We start from the raw sequence: 25796 nt of genomic DNA, 5'->3' as shown, positions 1-25796 counted from the left end.
TGCCCCCTGTCATTGCCGCTTGACCCTGAACCAGGCGGCGTAAAGCGCCGGTAGAAACAGCAGCGTCAACGCCGTCGCCACGATCAACCCGCCCATGATTGCCACCGCCATCGGCCCGAAGAACACACTACGCGACAGTGGAATCATCGCCAGTACCGCAGCGAGTGCGGTCAGCACGATCGGCCGGAAGCGTCGGACCGTGGCTTCAATGATCGCCTGCCAGGGCGCCAGTCCCGCCTTGATGTCCTGTTCGATCTGGTCGACCAATATCACCGAGTTGCGCATGATCATCCCCGACAGGGCGATGGTGCCGAGCATCGCCACGAAACCAAACGGTTGACGAAACACCAGCAGGAACAGGGTGACGCCGATCAGGCCCAAGGGAGCAGTCAGAAACACCATCGCGGTGCGTGAGAAGCTGCGCAGTTGCAGCATCAGCAAGGTCAGCACCACCACGATAAACAACGGCACGCCGGCCTTCACCGAGTTCTGTCCGCGCGCAGAGTCCTCCACGGTGCCACCGACCTCCAGCAAATAGCCGTCAGGCAACTCGGCACGCACGCCTTCAAGGGTCGGCAGGATCTGCTGGACCAGCGTCGCCGGTTGTTCCTTGCCATAGATATCGGCGCGCACGGTCACCGTAGGCAAACGGTTACGGTGCCAGATGATGCCTTCCTCAAAGCCATACTCAAGGGTTGCAATCTGCGCCAAGGCCACACTTTTACCGTTGTCGGTGGGTACGGCCAGGCTGGGCAGCAGCGACAACTCAGTGCGTTCGTGAACGGTGCCGCGCAGGAGGATTTCGATCAACTCGTTATCCTCCCGGTACTGGCTGACGGTGCTGCCGGTCAGGGAGCTCTGCAGGAACCTGGACAGGTTGGCAGTGCTCACGCCCAGCGCGCGGGCGCGGTCCTGGTCGATATTCAGGTAGACGATTTTGCTCGGTTCTTCCCAGTCCAGGTGCACATTGACCACGTGGGTGTTCTCGCGAACCTTGGTCGCCACTTTGCGCGCCAGGGCGCGGACTTCTTCGATGTGCTCGCCGGTCACGCGAAACTGCACGGGGTAGCCCACCGGCGGGCCATTCTCCAGCCGGGTGACGCGTGAACGCAGTTCGGGAAACTGTTCATTCAGGGTTTCGATCAGCCAGGTGCGCAGGCTTTCGCGCTCTTCGATGGTGTTGGCCAGCACCACGAATTGCGCGAAGCTGGCCGCCGGCAGTTGCTGGTCGAGTGGCAGGTAGAAGCGCGGTGAACCGGTGCCCACGTAGGCCACGTAATTGCCGATGCCAGCGTGTTCCTTGAGCAAGGCTTCGAGGCGTTTGACTTGCTCGGCAGTGTTGCTCAGGGAGGCACCTTCGGCCAGTTTCAGGTCGACCATCAGTTCCAGGCGACCGGAGGCCGGGAAGAACTGTTGCGGCACGAAACGGAACAAGGCAACCGAGCCGATAAACAACAGCAGCGTCAGGACGATCACCGTCTTGCGCCGACGTACGCACCACTCCACCAATCGTCTTACGCGCTGGTAGAACGGCGTGCCGTAAGGATCAGGACCGTTGGTGCCGTGTTTAGCCGCATGAATCTTCGCCAGGTCCGGCAGGAGCCTTTCGCCCAGATACGGTACGAACACCACGGCGGCAACCCAGGACGCCAGCAAAGCGATGGTCACCACCTGGAAGATCGAGCGGGTGTATTCGCCAGTGCTCGATTGCGCGGTGGCAATCGGCAGGAAGCCCGCCGCCGTGATCAAAGTACCGGTGAGCATCGGGAACGCGGTGCTGGTCCAGGCGAAACTCGCGGCCTTGAGCCGGTCGTAGCCCTGCTCCATTTTGATCGCCATCATTTCCACAGCGATGATTGCGTCATCCACCAGCAAACCCAAGGCTAATACCAGGGCGCCCAAGGAGATTTTGTGCAGGCCGATGCCGAGGTAGTACATGGCGGCGAAAGTCATCGCCAGTACCAACGGAATCGCCAACGCCACCACCATGCCGGTGCGCACCCCCAAGGAAAAGAAGCTCACCAGCAACACAATGGCCAACGCTTCAGCCAGCACCTGGACGAATTCGCCGACACTGGTTTTCACCGCTGCCGGTTGATCGGAGACCTTGCGCAACTCCATGCCCGCCGGAAGATTCTTCTGCAATCGTGCGAATTCACGCTCCAGGGCCTTGCCCAGCACCAGAATGTCGCCGCCGTCACGCATGGCCACGGCCAGGCCGATGGCGTCGGCGCCCATGTAGCGCATGCGCGGTGCCGGTGGGTCATTGAAACCACGGTGAATATCGGCCACATCACCGATCCGGAAGGTTCGCTCGCCCACCCGAATCGGAAAGTTGCGGATCTCTTCCACGCTCTTGAAGTTACCCGACACCCGCAACTGCACCCGTTCGGTCGGGGTTTCAAAGAAGCCTGCGGTGGAGACCGCGTTCTGCTCCTGCAGCGCCTGCTGCACAGCGGCCATTGGCAGGCCGAGGGTAGCGAGCTTGAGGTTGGACAGCTCGATCCAGACCTTTTCGTCCTGCAGGCCAAGCAGCTCAACCTTGCCCACGTCCGGCACCCGTTGCAGCTGAATCTGGATGCGGTCGGCGTAGTCCTTGAGCACGGCGTAGTCGAAACCGTCACCGGTCAAGGCGTAGATATTGCCGAACGTGGTGCCGAACTCATCGTTGAAAAACGGTCCCTGAATATCCGGCGGCAAGGTCTGGCGGATATCGCTGATCTTTTTGCGCACCTGATACCACAGCTCGGGAATCTGCGCCGAGTGCATGGAATCGCGCGCGATGAAGGTGACTTGGGATTCGCCGGGGCGCGAGAACGAAACAATGCGCTCGTACTCGCCAGTTTCCATCAGTTTTTTTTCGATGCGCTCGGTGACCTGGCGTGAAACTTCCTGGGCCGTGGCCCCAGGCCAGTTGGTTTTGATCACCATGGCCTTGAAGGTGAAGGGAGGGTCTTCGCTTTGCCCCAGCTTGGTGTAGGACAAGGTGCCGACTACCGCCAGCAGGATCATCAGGAACAGTACGATCTGGCGATTACGCAACGCCCACTCGGAAAGATTGAAACCCATCGGGGACTACTCCTTGGCCGCCAGATTCACCACACGGTTGGCGCGATCCACCGGGCGCACTTGCTGCCCCTCATGGAGCACATGCACACCCGCCGCAATCACCCAGTCGGTGGGCGTCAGGCCTTCGAGTACCGGCACGGTCTTCTCTCCAAACGCGCCGATGCGCACGGGTGTGCGCTTGAGGGTGTTATCCGGTTGCACACGCCAGACGTACGACGCGCCGTTCTCCGCACTCAGGGCAGACAGCGGCACCGACAGTGGAACCACACCGTCGACCTGTATGAATACGCGGGCACTCTGGCCGAGTTCCGCCGGGACTTTACCGCCCGTGAACGCCACCCGCGCAGCGAAGGTGCGCGACTTCGGGTCGGCGGCGGGCGACAACTCGCGAATGCGCCCGGCAAACCGTTGATCCGGCTGGCTCCACAGCTCAACCGACACCGGCTGGCCGATCTTGAAACGGCCGAAGCCTTGCTCAGGCAGGCTGATCAACACTTCACGCTCGCCATCGGTGGCCAGGGTGAAAACGGTTTGGCCAGCGGAGACGACCTGGCCGACTTCAACCGCGCGCCTGGCGACGACACCGTCCTGGGGCGCACGCAGCACCGCATAGCCGGCCTGGTTGCTGGACACGTCGAATTCAGCGTTGATCTGCTTGAGGCGTGCCTCACCGGCTCGATAAAGATTTTCAGAATTGTCGTACTGGGACCGGCTAACCATCTGACGGTCCATCAGGGTCTTGTAGCGGTCACGCTCGGCGCGCACCAGGCTCAGGTTGGCTTGGGCAGCCGCCACTTGGGCACGGGAGGCTTCCAGTTGCAGACGCACATCCTGGGGGTCGAGCTCTGCCAGGGGCTGGTTGGCCTTGACCCGCTCACCCTCTTCCACCAGGCGCTTGCTGACTTTGCCACCGATGCGAAAGGCCATATCCGGTTCATAGCGGGCGCGCACTTCACCTGGATAGCTGTCCATCGCCTGCGCCGAAGGCTGGGGTTGCACCACCATGGCCGGGCGAATAGTGGTTTGGACCGCGTCTTCGTGGCCGCAGGCGGCTAACAGGAAGACCAAGCTGACAGGCAACGCAAGGGGCAGGAAAGTACTGCGCATGCTGTAGGACCTTTCGCAAATGAAGCTAGGAATAATTATACTGGCCGGTATGTTATTAATACCAAACTCACCAGTCCAGTATTAAAGGTGAAAATGTCCGACAATCCTATAAACACCAACAGTCCCGGGCGCCCCAAGGACATGGCAAAACGCCAGGCAATCCTCGAAGCCGCCAAAGTTCTGTTTTTGGGCAATGGCTATGCCAGTACCAGCATGGACGCTGTGGCGCTTGAAGCGGGGGTGTCGAAACTGACCGTCTACAGCCACTTCACCGACAAAGAAACCTTGTTCACTGCCGCTGTCGTCGCCAAGTGCGAGGAACAACTGCCGGTGATGTATTTCGAACTGCCCGACGCCATGCCGGTGCAAACAGTGCTGCTGAACATCGCGCGCGGGTTTCATCGGCTGATCAACAGCGAGGAATCGGTGAACCTGCATCGCCTGATGATGACGACCGGCAATCAGGACGTGAAACTCTCACAGATCTTCTTCGAAGCAGGCCCCATGCGCATGTTGCAGGGCATGGAGCGTCTGCTCAGTCGAATCGACGAGAGTGGCGCCCTGAGCATCGACAAACCCTTCAAGGCGGCCGAGCACTTCTTTTGCCTGCTCAAAGGCACCGCGAACTTCCGTCTGCTGTATGGCTGTGGCGGACAGCTGAGCGAGGCGGACGCCGAGGCGCATGTGCAGGAGGTGGTGGGGTTGTTTATGCGGGCATATGGGCGAGGGGCAGCGGCAAGTGGTTAGCTGCAAGCGGCAAGTTGAGCGCGCTTCTGCTTGCAGCTTGCAGCTTAAGGCTTAAGGCTTAAGGCTTAAGGCTTGAGCGCTTTTTTAGGATAAATATCGTACCGACTGGATTTACCCTCCAGCGCATGGCTCGGCTTGGGCCCCTCAATGCACGGTGCCTTGCGCGGGCGCTTGACCACCACACGGTGGCTGGCCAGGGCCAACGCCGCTGCGAGCAAGGCCGGTGCGTCCGGGTCATCGCCGACCAGTGGCCGGAACAGACGCATTTCCTTCTTCACCAGGGCGGTTTTCTCACGATGCGGGAACATCGGGTCAAGGTAGATCACCTGAGGCGGCTCACCCTCCCAATTGCACATCACCTCGATGGAGTTGCCCTTGAGCAGCTGCATCCGCGCCACGATCGGCGCCACTTCAAGATCCTGCGCAGCGCGTGCCAGGCCATCTTCAAGCAAGGCGCCGATCAACGGCTGGCGCTCGACCAGGCTCATCTCGCAGCCCAGGCTGGCCAGCACGAAAGCATCCTTGCCCAGGCCCGCCGTGGCGTCGAGCACGCGCGGGCGAACGCCTTGGGCGATGCCCACGGCCTTGGCGATCATCTGCCCGCTGCCGCCGCCGTACAGCCGCCGGTGCGCTGCGCCGCCTTCGATAAAGTCGACCCGCACCGGCCCCGGCGCGTCAGGCCCGAGCTGTTGCAACTGCAGGCCTTGTTCCCCGACTTGCAGGGAAAAATCCGCATCATCGAGTTGCACAGGCAAGCCAAGCAGCGCCGCCCACTGCTCGGCGCGGGCCTGGAATACTTCGGCCAAAGCCTCGACTCGAATGCGGCTGGCCGCTGGTTGTTCGCTCATCAATCGCTACGCTCAAAAATATTAAGGATCGGCAAACACCGGCCGATAAAAACAACAGTCAGGTATTTTGCCAGAGCTGAGCGTCGACCGAAAAAAATGTCAGACATTCTTCCCCTAACTATCGGTGTACTGCCGACCCACAACCACTACGGCCTGCGCAATACTCAAGCGCTGGCCGGGGTGAGCCATGTGTGGCAGGACTTCTTCGCCCGCGCCCTGGCCGAGCAGCTCGGCGCCACCCCAGGCGCGCTGGCCGCTATGGCGACTGCACCGAAAGACCCGGCGGTGGAACCCGGCGAAGGCGCCGACCTGCTCGCGCAGATCCTCACCCAGCGTGAGTGCGACGTGAAAGACACCGTGATCGCCCCGCCTGAGCCGCTATTCCTGCCGATTGCCGAATTCGAAACCGAGTTGCTGCCACCCGCAGCGCCACCCTTTCCTGATGAAGACATCATCGCCCAGCAACGCCAGCAGAATTTCGAAAGCGGCTGGGTACGCCCGATTGTCCTGAGCGCAGGTCAACCCGTCGCTGAGCCGGGCCCGGCGCCGCAACCCCGGCCGCTGCACTTGCCGATTGCCGAGTTCGAGCTGGACTTGTTGCCACCGGCCGCGACTCCGTTCACCGAGCAGGCTCTGGCAGAACAACAGAAAGCCCTGGATTTTGACTACCACTGGGCACGCCCGCTGATCGCCAACAACCTGCGCCTGGCCGCCTGACGCTTAGCGACACATCCACCAGCGGCCCATATCCAGATGGAAGTGGTTACGGTGCGCGGCGTTATAGTCGGGGCTCAACACCCCATTGAAAGCGTGGCACGCGCCGTCACGCACCTGACGTAAAAATCGCGCGTCAGCACCCTCCCCCGGCCAGTCCTTGAGCACACTGATACGGCGCCCATCAGCCAGGCGAAACCCGGCGATATCCAATGCATTGGCCGACGCGTGCTGGCTGAGTCGGCCTTCGGCGCGGTTGTAGACATTGCGACAGGCAAAACTGCCCAGGTGATCGACCCGCGTCACCGCTTGGCCGTATATCGCCTGAGCCGCCGGTTGCAAGCTGTGGCGCTCGAACAGGGCAAACGCTACCGCCAGTGGGCAACTGGCCAGGAAGCTGCTGCTCAAGCCAACCTCTGCGCCCTGTACCCTCAACGTGTTGCGCAGGGGGCAAGTGGCGTCGGCGCGCGAGTCGGCCTGATGGCTCACCCGCAACCCCGAGGTTTTCAGCACCTGGTCGCACAGCGCGGGATCATCCTGCAGCCGCCCCAGTTTGTAACGCGTCAACAGGTTCGGACTGACGCGCACATCCAGCGGCGCCCATGGGTTCCATTCATGCGGCAACGGCACCCAGCCGCGCCATACGCCCACGGCCAGCGCGCCGCCGAGCACCAGCAACGCGCCCATCCACCTGATCGACCGCACCGCTTAGCCCTTGAAGAATCGATTGGCCTGGTCGAACGGCATCTTGCGCTCGGTAAAGGTAAAGGTGCCCAACCCGTAGATTTCCTGCGCCGCCCGATAGAACTCGCCATAGGCCGCCAGGGCCAGGGCCGAGCCCACGCTGATGCGCCGCACGCCCAGTTCGCTCAGCTGCGCGACGCTGAGGTTCAGGCCACCGGACATCAATACATTCACCGGTTTGGGCGCGACGGCCTTGACCACCGCCAGCACCTCTTCGGCACTGCGCAGGCCCGGCGCATACAGCACATCGGCGCCCGCTTCGGCGTAGGCTTGCAGGCGGCGAATGGTGTCGGGCAAGTCTGGGCGACCATGCAGGAAGTTTTCTGCACGAGCCGTCAGCGTGAAGGGAAACCCCAGACTGCGGGCGGCAGCGACGGCGGCCTCGATGCGCTCGACGGCGAGGTCGAAGGGGTAGATCGGATCGACGGCAACCCCGGTGGCGTCTTCGATGGAGCCGCCGACGATACCGGTGGCGGCAGCTCGCAGGATGGTCTGGGCACAGCCTTCGGGGGTGTCGCTGAAGCCGTTTTCCAAGTCAGCGGCGACTGGCAGCGAAGTCGCCCGGACAATGGCTCCGGCATTGCCCAGAGTGTCTTCCAGCGACAGCGCGCCTTCCGCATCCGGCCGTCCCAGGCTGAACGCAAAACCCGCGCTGGTGGTGGCCAAGGCTTCGAAGCCCAGGCTGGCAAGCATGATGGCGGAGCCGGCGTCCCACGGATTGGGCATGACAAAGGCACGGTCGCGCGCGTGCAGGGCTTTGAAGGTTTCGGCGCGAAGGGTTTGGGCATCCATGACTGACTCCTGGCGGGAAAGAAGCCCTAGAGTAACCCCAGTTGTTCCGCGACGGGTTCTCGATGCAAGGTTGGCAGCGGCGCGAGCCCTGGCAATCGCACCATCAACTGGTCGTGGAAACGCAAGGCCAATTGCGCGGCGAGGCGGTTGTCCGAGGTGTGCAGGAACATATAGGGGGTACGCCCCTCTTCGATCCAGCTGGCGATCTTTTCGACCCAGGGCATCAGGAACGGATCGTTGGCTTCAAGCTCGGGATGCCCGATAAAGCGCACTTGCGGAAACAGCGTCAGGGCCGCCGGGCGCACAGGCACCCTGGGCTTTTTCGATTGGGCATGCAGGACGGCCGCCGAGGTGGAAGTACAACTGAACAGCGCGCGCGGATCGAGGCAGACGCGTTCGACACCGCGATCGCGCAGCAGGCGGTTAAGCCTGCGCTCGGCCTCGCCTCGGGCGAAGAACTCCTCGTGGCGGACTTCAACGGCCAGTGGGCGATCGATGCCATCGAGGAATCCGGCCAGCTCACCGAGGCGCTGCGGGGTAAAAGCCTTCGACAGTTGCAGCCACAGCGGCGAAACGCGCTCGCCCAAGGGGCTCATCAAGCCGACGAAGCTTTCCGCCGCTGGCAATTGCTCGCGCAAGTCACCGGCATGGCTGATATCACCTGGGAATTTGGCGGTGAAGCGAAAGTGCTCGGGCATGATCTCGGCCCAGCGCTGCACCGTGGCGACCGAGGGGCGCGCGTAAAACGTGGTGTTGCCTTCAACCGCGTTGAAGATTTGGGAATAGAGTGCCAGGTAATCATTGGAGCGCGCATCGGCGGGATACAGATATTCTCGCCAGGCGTTTTCACTCCAGGACGGGCAGCCGATGTAGTAAGGCAGACGCATCAGATGTGGATATCGAGACCCAGCACTTCCATATCCCATTCGACAAAGCCGGCGGTGGTCAGGTAGCTGGCCAGGGCAGTGGCAACGCTTTTGCTCATGGAGCGGGGGAAGACCATGTCTTGCTGACGGGCGGGAAGACCGCTGATGCGGGCTTGGGTGCTGGGCTGCGCGTCGGAGTGGACTTCAATGAAGTCTGGCGAGTCCTCTACGGAGTCGTCCACAGTAACGTTAGCCTTACGCGGCTTACGTTTGATTGGGTACGACTGTGAGGAAAAGCCATCAATACGCATGGGCGCGAACTCGCTATCAGTAATGGCATTTTAGTGGCGCGATCCGTAGCGCGCAAATGCTCTGGTGATAACTAGAACACATAATTTGAAAAAGGTTTAAAACCCGGTGAAAATTCTGACGATTGGCGATATTTGCGTAGGTTTACCGCAATTCTGGCGTCAAATAATCCCTCGCTCTGCCTTGGTCTGTGCGACTTTATCGCGCAGGTAAACCGGCGCCGCCAGATCCGCCACAATCGCCTCGCCGCGCTCGAAAGCAAAGCGCGCGAGGGTCAGCAGGTCTTCGGCATGGGGCAGCATCGCAGCGTCCAGACCCGCAAGCTGCACTCCCATACGCTCGCCATAGCCCCAGCCAGTCCCGGCACCGAACCAGTCGCCGCTGGCATCATCGGGCAGTACCGATGACTCCGGCGCTTGCACGGCTTCCACGCCGATCAGGCGCATTTCACCGGCGCTCTCGCGGTAGCAGCCCCAATAGACTTCATCCATGCGCGCATCAATCGCCGCCGCCACTTGCGTGGCGCCATGCTCACGCAGCGCACGTTGGGCCAGTACCGCGAGGTTGGAGACCGGCAATACCGGACGCTCCAACGCGAACGCCAGGCCCTGCACCACGCCAATGGCAATCCGCACGCCAGTAAACGCGCCGGGGCCACGGCCGAACGCGATGGCATCCACGGCGGCCAGGCTGGTACCGGCGTCTTCCAGCAGTTGCTTGATCATGGGCAGCAGCTTCTGCGCGTGCAGCCGCGGGATCACCTCGTAGTGGCTCGTTACCTTGCCGTCGTGCAGCAAGGCAACGGAGCAAGCTTCAGTCGCGGTGTCCAGGGCCAGCAGGGTGCTCATGGGTGTGGGTGTCCAAGTCGAAAAAAAGTGCGCCAGTATAAACAACAACGGCCCGCAAGCGGGCCGTTGTGAATGCAGCCGATCAACGCATCAGCTCAGTGCTTGCAGCACCTTGGCAGTGATCGCTTCCACGGAGCCGACGCCAGGAATATGGCTGTATTTCGGCTTGCCCTGTTTAGCGGACAGCTGCTGGTAGAAGTCCACCAGCGGCTTGGTCTGGGAATGGTAGACCGACAGGCGATGACGTACGGTTTCTTCGGTGTCGTCTTTACGCTGCACCAGGTCTTCACCGGTGACATCGTCCTTGCCGGCCACTTTCGGCGGGTTGTAGACGATGTGATACACGCGGCCCGAGCCTTCGTGAACGCGCCGACCGGCGATACGCTGGACGATTTCTTCGTCTTCAACGGCGATCTCGACCACCGCGTCCAACTCGACGCCCGCTTTCACCAGCGCTTCAGCCTGGGGAATGGTGCGCGGGAAGCCGTCGAACAGGAAACCGTTCTTGCAGTCTTCCTGGCTGATGCGTTCCTTGACCAGGTTGATGATCAGGTCATCGGAGACCAAGCCGCCGCTGTCCATCACGCTCTTGGCGATCAGGCCCAGCTCGGTGCCGGCCTTGACGGCCGCGCGCAGCATGTCGCCGGTGGAGATTTGTGGAATGCCGAATTTTTCAGTGATGAACTTTGCCTGAGTACCTTTACCGGCCCCGGGAGCTCCCAGCAGAATGACGCGCATCGATGTGCTCCTCAATTTTTTATAGAGATGACGCTCGGATTCGCCGCGTGGGGCCAATCTCGTAAAAATGTGGTTCCAGGCCGATCAAACGGCCAAAGGCTGATCAAGATACACAGCAGGCCCTTACCACACAAGCCGCCAAAAGTAGGAGAAACCCGCGCCAGGCATGCGTCAGCCAAAGGCGCAACCGTGCCCCTCAAACAACGACCGCCCGTTTCAGGGCGGTCGTCGCGGTTGATTCGCAAGCCATTGAGAACAGGCGAAAAACCTCAACCGGTGTTGCGCAAACCGGCGGCAATACCGGCGACGGACACCAGCAGCGCCTGTTCCAGAGGGCTGTCTTGCGCCGCTTCGCGTTGGCGCGAGCGGGCAAGCAATTCGGCCTGCAGCAGGTGCAACGGGTCGAGGTAGGTGTTACGCAGGCGGATGAACTCCAGGGTGTCCGGACTGTGGGCCAACAGCTGCGACTGGCCAGTCAGGCCCAGCACCACGTCACACGCCTGCGACAATAGGTCGCGTAAGTGCGCACCCAATGGCAGCAAGTCGGGCTGCACCAGGCGCTCATCATAGAGGCGGGCGATATCGGCGTCGGCCTTGGCCAGCACCATTTCCAGCATATCAATGCGCGTGCGGAAGAACGGCCACTGCTCGCGCATCTGCCCCAGCAACTCACCCTCGCCGCGCTCCAGGGCTTTGCTCAATGCCGCTTCCCAGCCGAGCCAGGCGGGCAGCATCAGGCGAGTCTGGGTCCAGCCGAAGATCCAGGGAATCGCGCGCAGGCTTTCAATACCGCCGGCGCGCCGCTTCGCGGGGCGACTGCCGAGCGGCAAACGCCCCAATTCCTGCTCCGGCGTGGACTGGCGGAAATACTCGACGAATTGCGGATTTTCCCGCACCACCGCGCGGTAGGCGCTGACGCCGTCGGCGGCCAATTCGTCCATCAGATGACGCCAGGCCGGCTCCGGTGGCGGCGGTGGCAACAGCGTGGCTTCGAGTACCGCCGCCAAGTAGAGGTTGAGGTTCTGTTCGGCAATATCCGGCAGGCCAAACTTGAAGCGGATCATCTCGCCCTGTTCGGTGGTGCGGAACCGCCCCGCCACCGAGCCCGGTGGCTGCGACAGGATCGCCGCATGCGCCGGGCCACCGCCACGGCCGACGGTGCCACCGCGACCGTGGAACAACAGCAATTCCACTTGTTGCTCGCGGCAGATATCCACCAGCCGTTCCTGTGCCCGGTACTGCGCCCAAGCGGCGGCGGTGGTGCCGGCGTCCTTGGCCGAGTCCGAATAGCCGATCATCACTTCCTGCGGGCCATGCAACCGCGCGCGATAGCCCGGCAGTTGCAACAGTCGCTCCATCACCGGCCCGGCGTTATCCAGGTCGGCCAGGGTCTCGAACAGCGGCACGACGCGCATGGGCCGCTGTACGCCCGACTCTTTGAGCAGCAACTGCACCGCCAGCACATCCGATGCGGCGCCGGCCATGGAAATCACATAGGAGCCCAGCGATGCGGCCGGTGCAGCGGCGATTTCGCGGCAGGTGTTCAACACCTCAGCGGTGTCCGCCGACGGTTTGAAATAACCCGGCAGCAGCGGTCGGCGATTGGTCAGTTCTTTGCTCAGGAAGTTGATGCGCGTGTCTTCATCCCAGTCTTCATAGCGACCCAGGCCCAGATAGTCGGTGATTTCGGTCATGGCCGACGAGTGACGCGTGGAATCCTGGCGCACATCCAGGCGGACCAGGAACAGGCCGAACGTGACAGCGCGGCGCAGGCAGTCGAGCAACGGACCATCGGCAATCACGCCCATGCCGCACTCATGCAGCGACTGATAGCACAGCTCCAGCGGGCCGAGCAGGTCGCGATTGTCCTGCAACACCTGCGCCGGTGCCGGTGCAGGGCCACTCAACGCGGCATGAGCCCACTGGCGCGTGGCGCGCAGGCGTTCGCGCAGTTGCTTGAGCAAGGCACGGTAAGGCTCGACGCTGTCCCCCACCTGAGCCAGCAACGCCGGGCTGGCCTGTTGCATGGACAGCTCGGAGGCGAGCTGATCGATATCGCGCAGATACAAATCCGCGGCCATCCAGCGCGCCAGCAACAGCACTTCGCGAGTGACCGGCGCCGTGACATTCGGGTTGCCGTCACGGTCGCCGCCCATCCACGAGGCAAATCGAATCGGCGCGGCCTCAAGCGGCAGACGCAAACCGGTGGCGGCGTGCAAGGCCTGATCGGCCTTGCGCAGATAATTGGGAATGGCCTGCCACAACGAATGCTCGATGACCGCAAAGCCCCATTTGGCTTCATCCACCGGCGTGGGCCGGATGCGGCGGATTTCTTCGGTGTGCCAGGCCTCGGCGATCAGGCGTTGCAAGCGTTCACGGATTTGCTCGCGCTCGGCGCTGGTGAGGTCACGGTGGTCCTGCAGCGCCAGTTGCGCGGCAATCGCGTCATATTTCTGGATCAGCGTGCGGCGCGCGACTTCGGTGGGGTGGGCGGTGAGGACCAACTCGATCTCCAGCCGCGCCAATTGGCGGGCCAGGGATTCGTCACTGTGGCCTTCGCTTTGCAGACGGGCCAGCAACTCCGGCAGCACACGGGACTCGAAGGGCGCCGGCTGCGATTCATCGCGCCGATGAATCAACTGATACTGCTCGGCAATGTTGGCCAGGTTGAGGAACTGGTTGAAGGCCCGCGCTACAGGCAGCAGTTCATCTTCCTGCAGCTGATTCAGGCTCGCGCTGAGCTCAGCGCCCGCGCCGCGCCGGTCAGCCTTGGCGCCTTTACGGATCTGCTCGATCTTGTCGAGAAACGCATCGCCATATTGCTCTCGAATGGTGTTGCCCAACAGTTCACCCAGCAGGTGAACATCCTCACGCAAGCGTGCATCGATATCACTCATCAGCCAATCTCCAGCCAGAAATCCGGGACGCGCAGGTGTTCCAGAGTGCCGTCGGCGGCGCTTTCTGACAAGACACTTTAAACCTTGCGGCTTGCAGCTAGTCTCAAGGTTAAGTCGCCGGGTTATTCATACCGGTGGCTGGTCACTCATTATTGAGGTTGCCATGAAAATTCGAGACCTGCCCCAGCATTGGGAAGAAACCGCCAAGGGTCGACTGACCCAAACCCAATACGCGATTCATCTGGACGTAGAAGCCGCCGCGCGGCTGGCTGCCCTCGCCGAAATGTACCCCAAGCGCCACACCGAAGAACTGCTTGGCGAACTGATCGGCGCCGCCCTCGAAGAGCTGGAAGCCAGCTTTCCCTACGTCAAGGGCCAGCAGGTGATTGCCACCGATGAGGAAGGCGATCCGCTGTATGAAGACGTTGGGCCCACACCGCGCTTTCTGACGTTGTCGCGCCGCTATCTGCATGATTTGTCAGCGAGTGCTGACGAACAGCAGCACTGATCCTCCCTTATTTAAACCGATTCAACCCCTGTATTCCGGGCCTTTCAGCGGCCCGGCGTACCGCTGCGCGGGGTGAAAGTTCCAATTTTCTGATGCTGACCATTCAGTCAGATATTTTTTTAGGCAAATCGCCATCTCCGCTGAACTTTTGAAAAAAGCATCCGGTCACAGCCAGTAAGCCATCACTTGGAACGCTCGTTTGAACTGGCGTCATGTGCTTAACCGCCGGGCCCGCAAACGAACGCCAAGATGGATTTTTCAGGAGTTATCCAATGGAGTTGAAGACGATGAAGACCAGCACTGCCAAATCCTCGTTTAACCACCTGCGCGGGCTCAAATTGGCCGCGCTGGCAATCGGCACCAGCTTCGTTCTGGCTGGCTGTGCCGGTAACCCGCCGACCGAGCAATACGCAGTGACCCAATCTGCGGTCAACAGCGCGGTCAGCGCTGGCGGTACCGAGTTTGCAGCCGTGGAAATGAAGTCGGCCCAGGACAAGCTCAAAGAAGCCGAAATCGCCATGCACGACAAGAACTACGACAAAGCGCGTCAGTTGGCTGAACAAGCCGAGTGGGACGCTCGCGTTGCTGAGCGTAAAGCCCAGGCTGCCAAGGCTGAGCAAGCGGTGAAGGACTCCCAGAAAGCAGTTGACGAGTTGCGTAAGGAAGGCATGCGCCCGGCTGCTATCCAGCAGAAGTAAGCCGCTGCCCCTTGACTGCATCGCACCTGATATCGAATTGAAAGGACGACACGACTATGCGTAAACAATTGATGATCCCTGCCCTGTTGGCGATGAGCGTTGCCTTGGCAGCCTGCTCCACCCCGCCGAACGCAAATCTGGAAAACGCACGGACCAATTTCACGGCCCTGCAAACCAACCCGCAGGCTACCAAGCTCGCAGCGCTGGAAACCAAAGACGCCAGCGAGTGGCTGGACAAGGCAGACAAGGCCTACCGCGACAAGGAAGACGAGAAGAAAGTCGACCAGTTGGCTTACCTGACCAACCAGCGTGTAGAAGTGGCCAAAGACACCATTTCTCTGCGTGAGTCCGAAGCCAAGCTGAAAAACGCTGGCGACGAACGTGCCCGCGCCCTGCTGGACGCTCGTGACGCGCAGATCAAGCAATTGCAAGACAGCTTGAACGCCAAGCAAACCGATCGCGGCACCCTGGTGACCTTTGGTGACGTACTGTTCGCCACCAACAAGTCCGACCTTAAGTCCAGCGGCCTGGTGAATATCACCAAGCTGGCTCAGTTCCTGCGCGACAATCCGGACCGTAAAGTGATCGTCGAAGGCTACACCGACAGCACCGGTTCCGACTCGTACAACCAGAGCCTGTCCGAGCGCCGTGCGGCTTCCGTGCAACGTGCACTGGCACAGCAAGGCGTGGATATCTCGCGCATCGTGACCCAGGGCTACGGCAAGGAATACCCGGTTGCCGACAACGGCAGCGTATCGGGCCGTGCAATGAACCGCCGCGTTGAAGTGACCATCTCCAACGACAACCAACCGGTCAAGCCACGTTCTTCCGTCGCTAACTGATTGGTTTAAGCGGCATGAAAAAACCCACCTTACGGTGGGTTTTTTTTGGGTTCGTCAAACTGGATGGTGCGGTGAGTATCGTCGGCAGGCATTTCGATTTTGGGGCCATAAGCATTTTGCGACAGCTTATCCATCAGTTGCTTGAGTTCATCGTCCTCAGCGTCTCGCCGCTCCAGCTTCTGATGCTCCCTGGCCATGTCCAACATGTTGCGTATTGCAGCAATGGTTATCGCCACATTCTAGGCCCCGCTTTGTGTAGTTTCATCGCTGTCTGTGGCATCTGACGCGATACGGTTCCAGGTATTCGCGTCAACAACGAAACCGGTCGCTTGATGCAACCTGAAAAACCGCCAATGAAGGCGGTTTTCCAGAGACACCCATCAGTAGTCGACGGAGCCTGTACCTTGCGATGGCGGAGACTGGATCTGGCCCTGGCCTTGGCCGTCGCTTTGTCCTCCGCTTTGGCCATCTTGTGCGCCTTGACCACCCTGCGCACCGCCAGCTTTCTGGGCGAGTAGTTTCTTCAGTAGCTCCTCCAATGCCGTGGGAGAGCCTTCGCCACCCGCACCGCCACTTCCCTGGTTTTCCTGAGAACCTTTGGATTTAAGCTCCTGGAGCTGATTCTTTACATCTTGAATCTGTTGGTCGAGCCCCTGCTGCGAGCCCCCCTGGCGATTGCCGGTATTGCCGACACCGCCCAGGCCACCCATGTTTGCACCACCCGATACGCCGTTGATTCCCGCCATAAACGCTCACTCCAACCAATGAATAAAATAGGCTGATCAGCAGCGCCAATCAGTCCATATCTGTGGTGGGAGCGTCAGGATGGTTCCGCTCAGCGGGGCGGACTGACAGGTGACAAATCCATAATCTGTAGAGATAACGGCACTTTCCCACGGCGGGGAAGCCGGCTGTCACTGCTGCAGTTGTGGGGTTTCCTGCCCCATGCAACGCACTGCCTGCTTCTTGTTATTCACCAGCACGCCACTCAGGCCTTTCTGGTCGGTGTCGAACATCACCAATACGCCATCAATGCACTGCGCCACTTGAGCGGCAGGGGTCAACGAGACTTTATAGTCCTCACCCGGCACGGTCTTGAGCATCGTGAAATCGCTGAGCAACAGCGCATCCTCCGGCTTGGCGAAGTGCAGGTAGCCGTAGTACCACAGGCAACCGACAGTACCGATGATGGTGCCGATACCAGTGAGAATCAGCGGGATCATGTTGCGCTCTTCACTCATTGCGGGCTCTCTGATGGGTCAGCTTCAGGTAGGGGATAATTCGGGATTTCGCCGAGACGACGCAGGCCGTTGAAGTGCAGCGGGTCATCCAGGTAACGCAGCATCACGGTTTGCCAGGTCTTGTCGGCAAATGTCTGCACATGCCCACCTCGCGTCAGTTGCAGCACCCTGGGTGCAGGCGCCGCCTGGTACAGGCGGATACCGTTGGACAAGGGCACGATCGGATCATCCAGGCTGTGAAACAGCAGCTTGGGCACGCCGGCCAGTTGGGGCATGGCGTTGATCGCGCTGTCGGCGTCGGGCACCAGCCAAGACAGGGGTAACTGGAACGGCCATGTTAACCAGGACGTGCTCAGGGCGAATTGTCCTACGTCACGATAACTGGCGGGCACGCCATCCAATACCAGGGCCTTGAGCCGGGACTGGCGCTCGGGGTGGGCCGCAAGATAATGCACGGCCAACGCACCGCCCAGGCTCTGGCCAAGGACGATCAGCGGCTGGCCGCGGACTTCGGGCGCCTGATCGAGCCAACTGAACGCGGCGTCCACATCCTGATAAATCGCCGGCAATGACGGCTTGCCTTCGGAGAGCCCATAGCCGCGATAGTCGAGCAACAGCACTTGGTAGCCCTGCTCCGGCAACCACCAACTCCCGCCCAGGTGCCAGGCCAGATTGCCGCCATTGCCGTGCAGGTGCAGCACCGTGCCTTTGAGTGGCACACCGGGCTTGGCGGGTAGCCACCAGGCGTGCAGATTTACGCCGTCGGCGGTGGTGAGGGTGACGTCGCGGTACGCAAGGTGGGCTTTTTGCGGCGTGAACGGCAGGCCGGGCTCCGGGTAGAACAGCAGGGAGCTGCAGCCGTTCAATGTGAGTAGCAGGCAAAGAATGCCGAGGATTCTCATCCGTTGAAGCCTCGTGGGTGAGTTGAAAATAGCCAGCATCCTTACAGGATATTGGAGTAGTCCGCCTCGATGCGGTCCAGGCTCAAATGGTTGAGGAAGTTGGAGAAGCACATCCACGCCGCCAGTGCGTTCATGTCGCGGAACTGTTCGGGCAGGTATTTGGGCGGCACTACCAGGCCTTCATCGACCAGTTGGCGCAAGGTGCGCATATCTTCAAGCGTGGTCTTGCCGCAGAACAACAACGGCACTTGTTCCAACTTGCCCTTGCGCACGGCCAGCTGGATGTAGTTGTAGACCATGATAAAGCCCTTGAGGTAGGACAGATCCTTGGTAAACGGCAAGCCAGTGGGCACCGAGCCACGGAACACGCGACTGGCGTTGCCGTAGCTTTCAGCCATTTCAAAGCCTTGCTCGCGGAAGAATTCGAACACCTGCAGGAAGTCGGCGCCCTCCTCCACCATATGAATGGCGCGGGTGCGGTTGGTCAGTTTGCGCAGCCGGCTGGGGTAGGAGGCGAACGTGATGATCTCCATCAGGATCGCCAGGCCTTCCTGGGTCACGGTGGATGAGGGTGGGCCCTTGGACAGGAACGTGCAGATCGGCTGGTTCTGGCCGTTGAGGGTGGTGCCCACATGCACCAGGCCTTCGTGCACTTCCAGGGCGCGCACGTCACGGTCGTTGAACATCGCGTCGGCGCGGATCTTGATGTAGTCGGCGCCCGCCGCCGCGTCGGCGACGATGCCATCGGATTCGAACACGCGGATGGTTTCTTCGGCCTCGCCGAACACTTTGTTCAAGCGCGTTTGCAGCAAGGCGACGGCGTCCTTGGCGGTCAAGGTCTTGGCTTCGTCCTTGAGGTCGCCACGGCCGTCGATATTGTTCAGGTAGTCCGAGAGCATCAGGCCCAGATCGGCCAGGGTCGGGTCACCGGCGTGGAAGGCGTCGGACGCGGCGCCGTAGAGTTCCTGGGAAATCAGGCCGAAATCCTCGGTGCCACGGGCTTCGAGCATACGCACGACCATGCGGTACTCCCGGCACATACGGCGCATGATCTGCCCTACCGGGCTGAACTGGCCGAGGCGGCGGGTGATGTCGCGCTCGATGTTCTGGAATTCCAGCTTGACCGCACTGGAGTCGAACGACAACGGGCGGTTCAGGTAGTAATCGCGATCCACGGCGGGCATGGCCTTGCCCTTGGCCTTGAGAAAGCCCTGGCGAATATTCTCGTCCCACTTCACGGCGTCGAGGACGCGGATCGGCGTTTGCGCCAGCACAATGCGATCGGACAAGGTGCGTATCGTCTGCTGGTAATCGTCCACCCGGTGCTTCCTCTTTAAACGTGGCCTTGCTGGTATCAGACCGAAGCCAATACCAGGTGCATGTAACGCTTGAGTATCTCCAGCATCTCGTCACCGGTCAGAGGCTCTGCGCCGCCCAACAGGCCCTGATATTCCATCCGACTGATAATCGCCGTCAACACCTTGGCATCCTGTTGCGGCTCGCGCGAGCCCAATACCTGGAAAAACTGCCCGGTACCCTGCAACAGGATCTGCTGGTGGGAGCGTACCAGTTCGGCCAGGCGCGGATTCAACAAGGCTTCCTGGCGGAAGGCCTGCTCGGCCATCAGGTATTCACGGCGGTTGGCCAGTTGACGCTGCACGTAGTCGGCGGTCAGCCGCGCAATGTCATCGGCGAGCTGCGAGCGCGATGCCGGGCTGCCATCGCCGTAGGCGACCATCTCGCGCAGCAGGCCTTCGTTGCGCACCCACAGCTTGCCCATGAAGGCAGCGCTGCGCTCGACGTATTGGGCGAAGGTGTCGGTGAGCAGGTCATCGATGTCTTTGAAATAGTACGTGGTCGCCGACAACGGTACGCCGGCCTCCGCCGCCACGGCCCGGTGGCGCACGGCACGGACCCCATCGCGGACCACGATGCGCATGGCCGCATCGAGAATGTCTTGCCGGCGTTGTTCACTGCCCCGGCGGCTGGCCTTGCGGCCTTGGTACTGGACGCTTTCAGCCACGGCAGCGGCAATGCCGGCGGCGCCTTCTTGAGCCATTACGCGGTTCACCACACACATCCTTGAATAGAACAAAACCTGGCGCTGTTTGCTTGACGCGAGTACACGCCACATAAAAAAGCCGCCTTATAAAAGGCGGCTTCGGATTTCGCTACGGTTACGCTTGTGGCCGCATGTGCGGGAACAGGATCACATCGCGGATCGACGGCGAGTTGGTCAACAGCATCACCAGGCGGTCGATGCCGATACCTTCACCGGCGGTTGGCGGCATGCCATATTCCAGGGCACGTACGAAGTCGGCGTCGTAGTGCATGGCTTCGTCGTCGCCGGCGTCCTTGTCGGCCACCTGGGCCATGAAGCGCTCGGCCTGATCTTCCGCGTCGTTCAGCTCGGAATAGGCGTTGGCGATTTCGCGGCCACCGATGAACAGCTCGAAACGGTCGGTGACGTTCGGGTTGTCATCGTTGCGACGGGCCAGCGGCGACACTTCGAACGGGTACTGGGTAATGAAGTGCGGCTGTTCCAGCTTGTGCTCCACCAGCTCTTCGAAAATCATCACCTGCAGTTTGCCCAGGCCTTCGAAGCCCAGCACCTTGGCGCCGGCTTTCTTGGCAATGGCACGGGCCTTGTCGATGTCGTTCAGGTCATCGGCGGTCAGCTCAGGGTTGTACTTGAGGATCGAGTCGAACACCGACAGGCGCACGAACGGCTCGCCGAAGTGGAAGACCTTGTCGCCGTACGGAACGTCGGTACTGCCCAGCACCAGCTGCGCCAGCTCGCGGAACAGTTCTTCGGTGAGGTCCATGTTGTCTTCGTAGTCGGCGTAAGCCTGGTAGAACTCCAACATGGTGAATTCAGGGTTGTGCCGGGTCGAGACGCCTTCGTTACGGAAGTTGCGGTTGATTTCGAAGACTTTTTCGAAACCGCCAACCACCAGGCGCTTGAGGTACAGCTCCGGCGCGATACGCAGGAACATTGGCAGGTCCAGCGCATTGTGGTGGGTTTCGAACGGCTTGGCTGCGGCACCACCGGGGATGGTCTGCAGCATCGGCGTTTCCACTTCGAGGAAGTCACGCTGCATCAGGAAGCTGCGGATGTGGGCGATGACTTGCGAACGCACGCGGAAGGTCTGGCGCACGTCTTCGTTGACGATCAGGTCAACGTAGCGCTGGCGGTAGCGCTGCTCGGTGTCGGTCAGGCCGTGGTGCTTGTCCGGCAGCGGGCGCAGCGACTTGGTCAGCAGGCGGACGCTGGTCATTTCGACATACAGGTCGCCCTTGCCGGAACGGGCCAGGGTACCTTCGGCTGCGATGATGTCGCCCATGTCCCAGGTTTTCACCGAGGCCAGGGTTTCTTCGGAAAGGGTCTTGCGGTTGACGTAGACCTGGATACGCCCGGTCATGTCCTGGATCACCATGAACGAGCCACGGTTGAGCATGATGCGACCCGCCACCTTGACCGGGATCGCCGCTTCTGCCAGCTCTTCCTTGGTCTTGTCCGCGTACTGCTTCTGCAACGCATCGCAGTAGTTTTCGCGGCGGAAGTCGTTGGGGAAGGCGTTACCCTTGGCGCGCTCGGCAGCAAGCTTTTCCTTGCGCAGGGCGATCAGGGAGTTTTCTTCCTGTTGCAGGGCTTGCGGGTCGAGTTGTTGGTCGCTCATGTCTTTTGAAATTCCATCACAAATACGTTTTCCCCAGCCTTCGGCTGGGGATCGCGAGGCAAGGACTAGGCGTCCCCCCCGCTCCTACAGGGTTCTTTAGAGGCCCGATTTCAGGCTGGCTTCCAGGTATTCGTCGATATCACCGTCGAGCACCTTGTCGCAGTCGCTGCGTTCGATGTTAGTGCGCAAATCCTTGATCCGCGACGCATCGAGCACATAGGAGCGGATCTGGTGACCCCAACCGATGTCCGACTTGGTGTCTTCCAGTGCTTGAGAAGCGGCGTTGCGCTTCTGCATTTCCTGCTCGTACAACTTGGCCCGCAACATTTTCATGGCGGTGTCCTTGTTCGCGTGCTGGGAACGCTCGTTCTGGCAACTGACCACGGTGTTGGTCGGTACGTGGGTGATACGGACGGCCGAGTCGGTGGTGTTTACGTGCTGGCCACCGGCACCGGAGGAGCGGTAGGTGTCGATACGCAGGTCGGCCGGGTTGATCTCGATTTCCACCTTGTCATCGATCTCTGGCGAGACGAAAACAGCGGAAAACGAGGTATGGCGACGGTTGCCGGAGTCGAACGGGCTCTTGCGCACAAGGCGGTGCACGCCGATCTCGGTACGCAGCCAGCCAAAGGCGTATTCACCCTTGATGTGCACGGTGGCGCCCTTGATGCCCGCCACTTCACCGGCGGACAGTTCCATGATGGTCGCGTCGAAACCGCGCTTGTCGGCCCAGCGCAGGTACATGCGCAGCAGGATGTTGGCCCAGTCCTGGGCCTCGGTGCCGCCGGAACCGGCCTGGATGTCCAGGTAGGCGTTGTTCGGGTCCATTTCGTGGCTGAACATGCGGCGGAATTCAAGCTTGGCGAGGTTTTCCTCGAGACGGGCCAGCTCGGCGACGACATCGCCCACTGCGCCTTCGTCATCTTCTTCAACGGCCATGTCCAGCAGGTCACGGCAGTCGGCCAGGCCGGTATTCAGTTCGTCGAGCGTATCGACGATCTGCGCCAGCGCAGCGCGCTCGCGGCCCAGTTCCTGGGCATATTCAGGTTTGTTCCAGACACTCGGATCTTCAAGCTCGCGATTGACTTCGGTCAGGCGCTCATGCTTTTGATCGTAGTCAAAGATACCCCCGAATAGTTTCGGAGCGCTCGGACAGGTCCTTGATGGTGTTCAGGATCGGGTTGATTTCCATGGCGGGCAGCACTCGTTGGCGAACTTTTGAAAGCCGGCGAGTATAACGGCAAACGCCTGGAAACGGCAGCCCGCCTAGCCGAAAAGGCTCGGATTTGTACACAATCCCAAGGCCAATGAAGATCTAAATGTGGGAGGGGGCTTGCCCCCGATGGCGGCCTGGCAGCAGACCATTATGTTGGATCAGAGCGAGTACATATCCGTTGCTGCGGTAACGGCGGCTTAGGGTTCCGCCCTTACGGCCAGCCCTTTCAAGGTCTTTGATAAAATCCCGCAAAACTCCAATCAGGGCGACGAAAGCGATGTGGGCAGAGGTTCTAGCGCGGTTTGAGAAAAAAGCACCGGCCAGTGTCATGACCAGAGTGATATTGGAGCAGGCTGTTCCTGCTGAATGGGTCGACCAGATATTCGAAGAGCACCGTCAGCGGCAGTACCCACGAGAGCTTTTGTTTTCAACCATCGTTGAACTGATGTCCCTTGTTTCATTGGGTTTGCGACCTTCGCTGCATGCCGCCGCGCGACAGATGGAAGATCTTCCTGTCAGCTTGGCGGCGCTGTATGACAAGGTCAGTCGTACAGAGCCTGCGCTACTGCGCGCCTTGGTCACCGGTAGCGCAGAGCGTTTGGCACCGACGATAAAAGAACTGGGGCACACAGCCATTTTGCCTGGTTGGCAACTACGGGTCGTTGACGGTAACCACCTGCCTTCCAGCGAAAAGCGTCTGGGCGCTTTGCGCCGTGAACGAGGCGCCGCCCGGCCTGGTTTTTCCGTTGTGGTTTACGACCCCGATCTGGACCAGGTCGTTGATCTTCAGCCTTGTGAAGATGCCTATGCCAGCGAACGCGTCAGCGTGCTGCCGTTGCTGGAAAAGGCCAACGCGGGGCAACTGTGGATGGCTGATCGACTCTACTGCACGCTCCCAGTCATGGAGGCCTGCGAAGATACCGGGGCCTCGTTCATCATTCGCGAACAGAGCAAACATCCGCGCCTGCTTAAGGAAAGCGACTGGCAGGTGCCTGTCGCAGTCGCGGCAGGCAGCGTGCGTGAGCAAATCATCGAAGTAAAAGGTGGACGCCAGTGGCGGCGAGTCGAATTGAACCTGCAAAACCCCACCGAATCCGGCGACACCACGCTGCTGTTCTGGAGCAACTTGCCCGACTCTATCAGTGCTGAGCAAATCGCCGATTTGTACCGCCGTCGTTGGAGCATCGAAGGGATGTTCCAGCGCCTGGAAGCGGTGTTGGACAGTGAAATCGAAACCTTGGGCAACCCTAAGGCAGCCCTGTTGGGATTTGCATCGGCCGTGTTGGCTTACAACGTTCTGGCCGTGCTCAAACGCAGCGTCGAACAGGCTCATCGCCAAACTCTGCCCGACGATTGGGAAGCATCGATTTTTCACCTGACGGTGCAGGTACGCAGCGGTTACGAGGGGATGCAAATAGCCTTGCCAGAATATTTATCCATCCCTATCCCCGCAGCGGGGCTGGCTCAATACCTGCTTGCACTTGCTCGAAATATCCAGCCCAAAGCGGTCGTCAAGAGCAAAAGGGGGCCGAAGGTGCCTAAACCCAAGGAATGGCTGGAAGGCAAAGCCGCGAATGCCCATGTGTCGACGGATCGGGTGCTCAAGGCCGCTAAAATCAAAAGACCTTGAAAGGGCTGGCCCTTACGGCGGGTCACTTTTGGAAAAGAGCCCCAAAAGTAACCAAAAGGGCTCTTGCCCCACCACTCGGCACCTCGCCTAGGCTCGGTGTGCCCGTAATCCGACATTGATTTGGAGGGCCGCCGCCACGCGGGGCGGCTAAACCGGCATCCCTGCCGGTTTACCCTCCAAATCAATGCCGAATTCCGGCCAGCGTGGTTTAACGGGGCGCTTAAGATCAAGATCAAGAGCGGCTCGCTTCGCATCGTGGTTACCGGAGGCTGCTGCAAAATTGTGTAGATACCTGTGCCCCGATGCAGTCTGTCTGTCAGTTTATCCTGAGCTGACACACCGCCATCGGGGGCAAGCCCCCTCCCACATTTGGCTTTGAGTCGGCCTAGAGTTATTCGATGCCGACCTGATTGCGCCCATTATTCTTTGCCATGTACAACCCCTTGTCCGCCGCCATGATCAACTGGCGGCAATCCGTACCTTGCACCGGGGTCAGGGTCGACAAGCCAATGCTGATGGTCAGGCTCGAACCTTCCGCCGGCGCGATATGCGGGATGTTCAGCGCGGCCACCGCCATGCGCAGTTTTTCCGCGACCAGCCGCGCACCGCCCGGCGAGGTGTTGGGCAGCACCAGGGCGAACTCTTCACCGCCGTAGCGCGCCGGCAAGTCCGAAGGGCGGCTGCTGGCGTCGCGGATGGCTTCGGCGACTTTGCGCAGGGCTTCGTCGCCTTCGACGTGACCGAAGCTGTCGTTGTAGGTCTTGAAGAAGTCCACGTCGATCATCAACAAGGAGAGTTGGGTCTGGTCGCGCATGGCACGGCGCCATTCCAGTTCCAGGTATTCGTCGAAGTGACGGCGATTGGACAGTCCGGTCAAACCGTCGGAGTTCATCAGCCGTTGCAGCACCAGGTTGGTGTCCAGCAACTGTTGCTGGCTGACCCGCAGCGCGCGGTAAGCCGCGTCCCGCTGCAATAGGGTCATATAGGAGCGCGAGTGATAACGGATGCGCGCCACCAGTTCGATATTGTCCGGCAGCTTGACCAGGTAATCGTTGGCGCCCGCCGCAAACGCTGCGCTCTTGATCAGCGGGTCCTCTTTGGTGGAAAGCACGATGATGGGGATATTCGCCGTGGCCGGGTGATTGCGGTATTCGCGCACCAGGGTCAGGCCGTCGAGGCCGGGCATGACCAGGTCTTGCAGAATCACCGTCGGCTTGATGCGAATCGCCTGGGAGATCGCCTGGTGCGGGTCGGCGCAAAAGTGGAAGTCGATGTTTTCTTCATGGGCCAGGCCGCGCCGCACGGCTTCGCCAATCATGGCCTGGTCGTCGACCAGCAGCACCATGGCGGCGTTTTCGTCGGTCTTGAAGTCGTCGAGCTGTAAATCAATCATGTGCAGT

25 protein-coding genes are annotated in these 25796 nt (G+C 60.7%); 6 read left to right on the top strand and 19 right to left on the bottom strand.

Annotation, left to right across the window (positions count from 1 at the left end):
• Positions 1-9 precede the first annotated feature (9 nt).
• Together C4J91_RS06560 and C4J91_RS06555 are read right to left on the bottom strand one after the other, a co-directional pair.
• Positions 10-3069, bottom strand: coding sequence for an efflux RND transporter permease subunit (locus C4J91_RS06560; RefSeq protein ID WP_124361591.1), 3060 nt, complete (start codon positions 3067-3069; stop codon positions 10-12).
• 6 nt (positions 3070-3075) lie between these two features.
• Positions 3076-4176 carry an efflux RND transporter periplasmic adaptor subunit gene (locus tag C4J91_RS06555; protein WP_124361590.1) on the bottom strand — a complete coding sequence of 367 codons (1101 nt, stop codon included), beginning with the start codon at positions 4174-4176 and terminating at the stop codon, positions 3076-3078.
• Between the two features lie 93 nt (positions 4177-4269).
• Between C4J91_RS06555 and C4J91_RS06550 the strand changes: the two genes are divergently transcribed.
• Positions 4270-4923: a TetR/AcrR family transcriptional regulator gene (locus tag C4J91_RS06550; protein WP_124361589.1), complete on the top strand. Its 654-nt coding sequence runs from the start codon at positions 4270-4272 to the stop codon at positions 4921-4923.
• A gap of 65 nt (positions 4924-4988) precedes the next feature.
• On the opposite strand, the gene C4J91_RS06545 is transcribed toward C4J91_RS06550, so the two are convergent.
• Positions 4989-5771: a class I SAM-dependent methyltransferase gene (locus C4J91_RS06545; RefSeq protein WP_124361588.1), complete on the bottom strand. Its 783-nt coding sequence runs from the start codon at positions 5769-5771 to the stop codon at positions 4989-4991.
• A gap of 96 nt (positions 5772-5867) precedes the next feature.
• Here C4J91_RS06545 and C4J91_RS06540 point away from each other — a divergent pair, with 96 nt between their 5' ends.
• Entirely contained in the window at positions 5868-6488 is a 621-nt protein-coding gene (locus tag C4J91_RS06540; protein WP_124361587.1) for an energy transducer TonB, read from the top strand.
• Positions 6489-6491: 3 nt separating this feature from the next.
• On the opposite strand, the gene C4J91_RS06535 is transcribed toward C4J91_RS06540, so the two are convergent.
• The 7 genes from C4J91_RS06535 to ppc form a co-directional block, all read right to left on the bottom strand.
• On the bottom strand, positions 6492-7172 hold the full coding sequence (locus C4J91_RS06535; RefSeq protein ID WP_124365117.1) for an extensin family protein: 681 nt from the start codon (positions 7170-7172) through the stop codon (positions 6492-6494).
• A 21-nt stretch (positions 7173-7193) separates the two neighbouring features.
• Positions 7194-8021, bottom strand: coding sequence for an oxaloacetate decarboxylase (locus tag C4J91_RS06530; RefSeq protein WP_124361586.1), 828 nt, complete (start codon positions 8019-8021; stop codon positions 7194-7196).
• A gap of 26 nt (positions 8022-8047) precedes the next feature.
• Complete coding sequence (locus C4J91_RS06525) at positions 8048-8908, bottom strand: DUF72 domain-containing protein (protein ID WP_124361585.1); 861 nt, start codon at positions 8906-8908, stop codon at positions 8048-8050.
• A complete protein-coding gene (locus C4J91_RS06520; RefSeq protein ID WP_124361584.1) occupies positions 8908-9198 on the bottom strand; it encodes a hypothetical protein in 291 nt (96 codons plus the stop codon). Before C4J91_RS06520 ends, C4J91_RS06525 begins: the two co-directional genes overlap by 1 nt.
• A 159-nt stretch (positions 9199-9357) precedes the next feature.
• On the bottom strand, positions 9358-10044 hold the full coding sequence (tsaB, locus tag C4J91_RS06515) for a tRNA (adenosine(37)-N6)-threonylcarbamoyltransferase complex dimerization subunit type 1 TsaB (RefSeq protein ID WP_124361583.1): 687 nt from the start codon (positions 10042-10044) through the stop codon (positions 9358-9360).
• A 90-nt stretch (positions 10045-10134) separates the two neighbouring features.
• Positions 10135-10782 (bottom strand): adenylate kinase, encoded by a 648-nt coding sequence (gene adk, locus C4J91_RS06510; protein ID WP_124361582.1) that lies wholly within the window; start codon positions 10780-10782, stop codon positions 10135-10137.
• A 269-nt stretch (positions 10783-11051) separates the two neighbouring features.
• The gene (gene ppc, locus C4J91_RS06505) at positions 11052-13679 is read right to left on the bottom strand and encodes a phosphoenolpyruvate carboxylase (protein WP_124361581.1); all 2628 of its coding nucleotides are present in this window, start codon (positions 13677-13679) and stop codon (positions 11052-11054) included.
• 163 nt (positions 13680-13842) lie between these two features.
• On the opposite strand from ppc, the gene C4J91_RS06500 reads away from it, so the two are divergent.
• The 3 genes from C4J91_RS06500 (at position 13843) to C4J91_RS06490 (ending at position 15727) form a co-directional block, all read left to right on the top strand.
• Positions 13843-14187, top strand: a complete 345-nt coding sequence (locus tag C4J91_RS06500; RefSeq protein ID WP_124361580.1) for a pilin assembly protein — start codon at positions 13843-13845, stop codon at positions 14185-14187.
• A gap of 272 nt (positions 14188-14459) precedes the next feature.
• Positions 14460-14885 (top strand): DUF4398 domain-containing protein, encoded by a 426-nt coding sequence (locus C4J91_RS06495; RefSeq protein ID WP_124361579.1) that lies wholly within the window; start codon positions 14460-14462, stop codon positions 14883-14885.
• Between the two features lie 56 nt (positions 14886-14941).
• Entirely contained in the window at positions 14942-15727 is a 786-nt protein-coding gene (locus C4J91_RS06490; RefSeq protein WP_104501912.1) for an OmpA family protein, read from the top strand.
• 29 nt (positions 15728-15756) lie between these two features.
• Here C4J91_RS06490 and C4J91_RS06485 read toward each other — a convergent pair whose 3' ends face one another.
• From C4J91_RS06485 to prfB, 8 genes are all read right to left on the bottom strand, one after another.
• Entirely contained in the window at positions 15757-15963 is a 207-nt protein-coding gene (locus tag C4J91_RS06485) for a hypothetical protein (protein WP_124361578.1), read from the bottom strand.
• A 144-nt stretch (positions 15964-16107) separates the two neighbouring features.
• Positions 16108-16473 carry a hypothetical protein gene (locus tag C4J91_RS06480; protein ID WP_177412821.1) on the bottom strand — a complete coding sequence of 122 codons (366 nt, stop codon included), beginning with the start codon at positions 16471-16473 and terminating at the stop codon, positions 16108-16110.
• Between the two features lie 168 nt (positions 16474-16641).
• Positions 16642-16968 (bottom strand): hypothetical protein, encoded by a 327-nt coding sequence (locus tag C4J91_RS06475; RefSeq protein ID WP_124361577.1) that lies wholly within the window; start codon positions 16966-16968, stop codon positions 16642-16644.
• Positions 16965-17870 carry an alpha/beta hydrolase gene (locus tag C4J91_RS06470; RefSeq protein WP_124361576.1) on the bottom strand — a complete coding sequence of 302 codons (906 nt, stop codon included), beginning with the start codon at positions 17868-17870 and terminating at the stop codon, positions 16965-16967. Before C4J91_RS06470 ends, C4J91_RS06475 begins: the two co-directional genes overlap by 4 nt.
• A gap of 41 nt (positions 17871-17911) precedes the next feature.
• Positions 17912-19189, bottom strand: coding sequence for a flavohemoglobin expression-modulating QEGLA motif protein (locus C4J91_RS06465; protein WP_124361575.1), 1278 nt, complete (start codon positions 19187-19189; stop codon positions 17912-17914).
• A 35-nt stretch (positions 19190-19224) separates the two neighbouring features.
• Positions 19225-19941, bottom strand: coding sequence for a TetR/AcrR family transcriptional regulator (locus C4J91_RS06460; protein ID WP_124361574.1), 717 nt, complete (start codon positions 19939-19941; stop codon positions 19225-19227).
• 106 nt (positions 19942-20047) lie between these two features.
• Positions 20048-21550 (bottom strand): lysine--tRNA ligase, encoded by a 1503-nt coding sequence (gene lysS / locus C4J91_RS06455; RefSeq protein WP_124361573.1) that lies wholly within the window; start codon positions 21548-21550, stop codon positions 20048-20050.
• Positions 21551-21646: 96 nt separating this feature from the next.
• A protein-coding gene (gene prfB / locus C4J91_RS06450; RefSeq protein ID WP_100226016.1) for a peptide chain release factor 2 occupies positions 21647-22742 on the bottom strand; the annotation gives its coding sequence in 2 pieces (ribosomal slippage) (positions 21647-22669 and positions 22671-22742; 1095 coding nt in all).
• 352 nt (positions 22743-23094) lie between these two features.
• On the opposite strand from prfB, the gene C4J91_RS06445 reads away from it, so the two are divergent.
• Entirely contained in the window at positions 23095-24396 is a 1302-nt protein-coding gene (locus C4J91_RS06445) for an IS4 family transposase (protein ID WP_124365115.1), read from the top strand.
• 391 nt (positions 24397-24787) lie between these two features.
• On the opposite strand, the gene C4J91_RS06440 is transcribed toward C4J91_RS06445, so the two are convergent.
• Complete coding sequence (locus C4J91_RS06440) at positions 24788-25789, bottom strand: PleD family two-component system response regulator (RefSeq protein WP_124361572.1); 1002 nt, start codon at positions 25787-25789, stop codon at positions 24788-24790.
• Positions 25790-25796 lie beyond the last annotated feature (7 nt).

It is taken from the genome of Pseudomonas sp. R3-52-08, from assembly GCF_003851745.1.
Taxonomy (GTDB): Bacteria; Pseudomonadota; Gammaproteobacteria; order Pseudomonadales; family Pseudomonadaceae; genus Aquipseudomonas.
Note: the sequence above shows the minus strand (reverse complement) of the source record. Positions and strands in the feature narration are given on the sequence as shown.

What these genes read in the sequence shown, in the direction of transcription:
- C4J91_RS06560 (WP_124361591.1), bottom strand. Translation starts at nt 3,069, where the DNA reads ATGGGTTTCAATCTTTCCGAGTGGGCGTTGCGTAATCGCCAGATCGTA.
- C4J91_RS06555 (WP_124361590.1), bottom strand. Translation starts at nt 4,176, where the DNA reads ATGCGCAGTACTTTCCTGCCCCTTGCGTTGCCTGTCAGCTTGGTCTTC.
- C4J91_RS06550 (WP_124361589.1), top strand. Translation starts at nt 4,270, where the DNA reads ATGTCCGACAATCCTATAAACACCAACAGTCCCGGGCGCCCCAAGGAC.
- C4J91_RS06545 (WP_124361588.1), bottom strand. Translation starts at nt 5,771, where the DNA reads ATGAGCGAACAACCAGCGGCCAGCCGCATTCGAGTCGAGGCTTTGGCC.
- C4J91_RS06540 (WP_124361587.1), top strand. Translation starts at nt 5,868, where the DNA reads ATGTCAGACATTCTTCCCCTAACTATCGGTGTACTGCCGACCCACAAC.
- C4J91_RS06535 (WP_124365117.1), bottom strand. Translation starts at nt 7,172, where the DNA reads ATGGGCGCGTTGCTGGTGCTCGGCGGCGCGCTGGCCGTGGGCGTATGG.
- C4J91_RS06530 (WP_124361586.1), bottom strand. Translation starts at nt 8,021, where the DNA reads ATGGATGCCCAAACCCTTCGCGCCGAAACCTTCAAAGCCCTGCACGCG.
- C4J91_RS06525 (WP_124361585.1), bottom strand. Translation starts at nt 8,908, where the DNA reads ATGCGTCTGCCTTACTACATCGGCTGCCCGTCCTGGAGTGAAAACGCC.
- C4J91_RS06520 (WP_124361584.1), bottom strand. Translation starts at nt 9,198, where the DNA reads ATGCGTATTGATGGCTTTTCCTCACAGTCGTACCCAATCAAACGTAAG.
- tsaB (WP_124361583.1), bottom strand. Translation starts at nt 10,044, where the DNA reads ATGAGCACCCTGCTGGCCCTGGACACCGCGACTGAAGCTTGCTCCGTT.
- adk (WP_124361582.1), bottom strand. Translation starts at nt 10,782, where the DNA reads ATGCGCGTCATTCTGCTGGGAGCTCCCGGGGCCGGTAAAGGTACTCAG.
- ppc (WP_124361581.1), bottom strand. Translation starts at nt 13,679, where the DNA reads ATGAGTGATATCGATGCACGCTTGCGTGAGGATGTTCACCTGCTGGGT.
- C4J91_RS06500 (WP_124361580.1), top strand. Translation starts at nt 13,843, where the DNA reads ATGAAAATTCGAGACCTGCCCCAGCATTGGGAAGAAACCGCCAAGGGT.
- C4J91_RS06495 (WP_124361579.1), top strand. Translation starts at nt 14,460, where the DNA reads ATGGAGTTGAAGACGATGAAGACCAGCACTGCCAAATCCTCGTTTAAC.
- C4J91_RS06490 (WP_104501912.1), top strand. Translation starts at nt 14,942, where the DNA reads ATGCGTAAACAATTGATGATCCCTGCCCTGTTGGCGATGAGCGTTGCC.
- C4J91_RS06480 (WP_177412821.1), bottom strand. Translation starts at nt 16,473, where the DNA reads ATGGCGGGAATCAACGGCGTATCGGGTGGTGCAAACATGGGTGGCCTG.
- C4J91_RS06475 (WP_124361577.1), bottom strand. Translation starts at nt 16,968, where the DNA reads ATGAGTGAAGAGCGCAACATGATCCCGCTGATTCTCACTGGTATCGGC.
- C4J91_RS06470 (WP_124361576.1), bottom strand. Translation starts at nt 17,870, where the DNA reads ATGAGAATCCTCGGCATTCTTTGCCTGCTACTCACATTGAACGGCTGC.
- lysS (WP_124361573.1), bottom strand. Translation starts at nt 21,550, where the DNA reads ATGAGCGACCAACAACTCGACCCGCAAGCCCTGCAACAGGAAGAAAAC.
- C4J91_RS06445 (WP_124365115.1), top strand. Translation starts at nt 23,095, where the DNA reads ATGACCAGAGTGATATTGGAGCAGGCTGTTCCTGCTGAATGGGTCGAC.
- C4J91_RS06440 (WP_124361572.1), bottom strand. Translation starts at nt 25,789, where the DNA reads ATGATTGATTTACAGCTCGACGACTTCAAGACCGACGAAAACGCCGCC.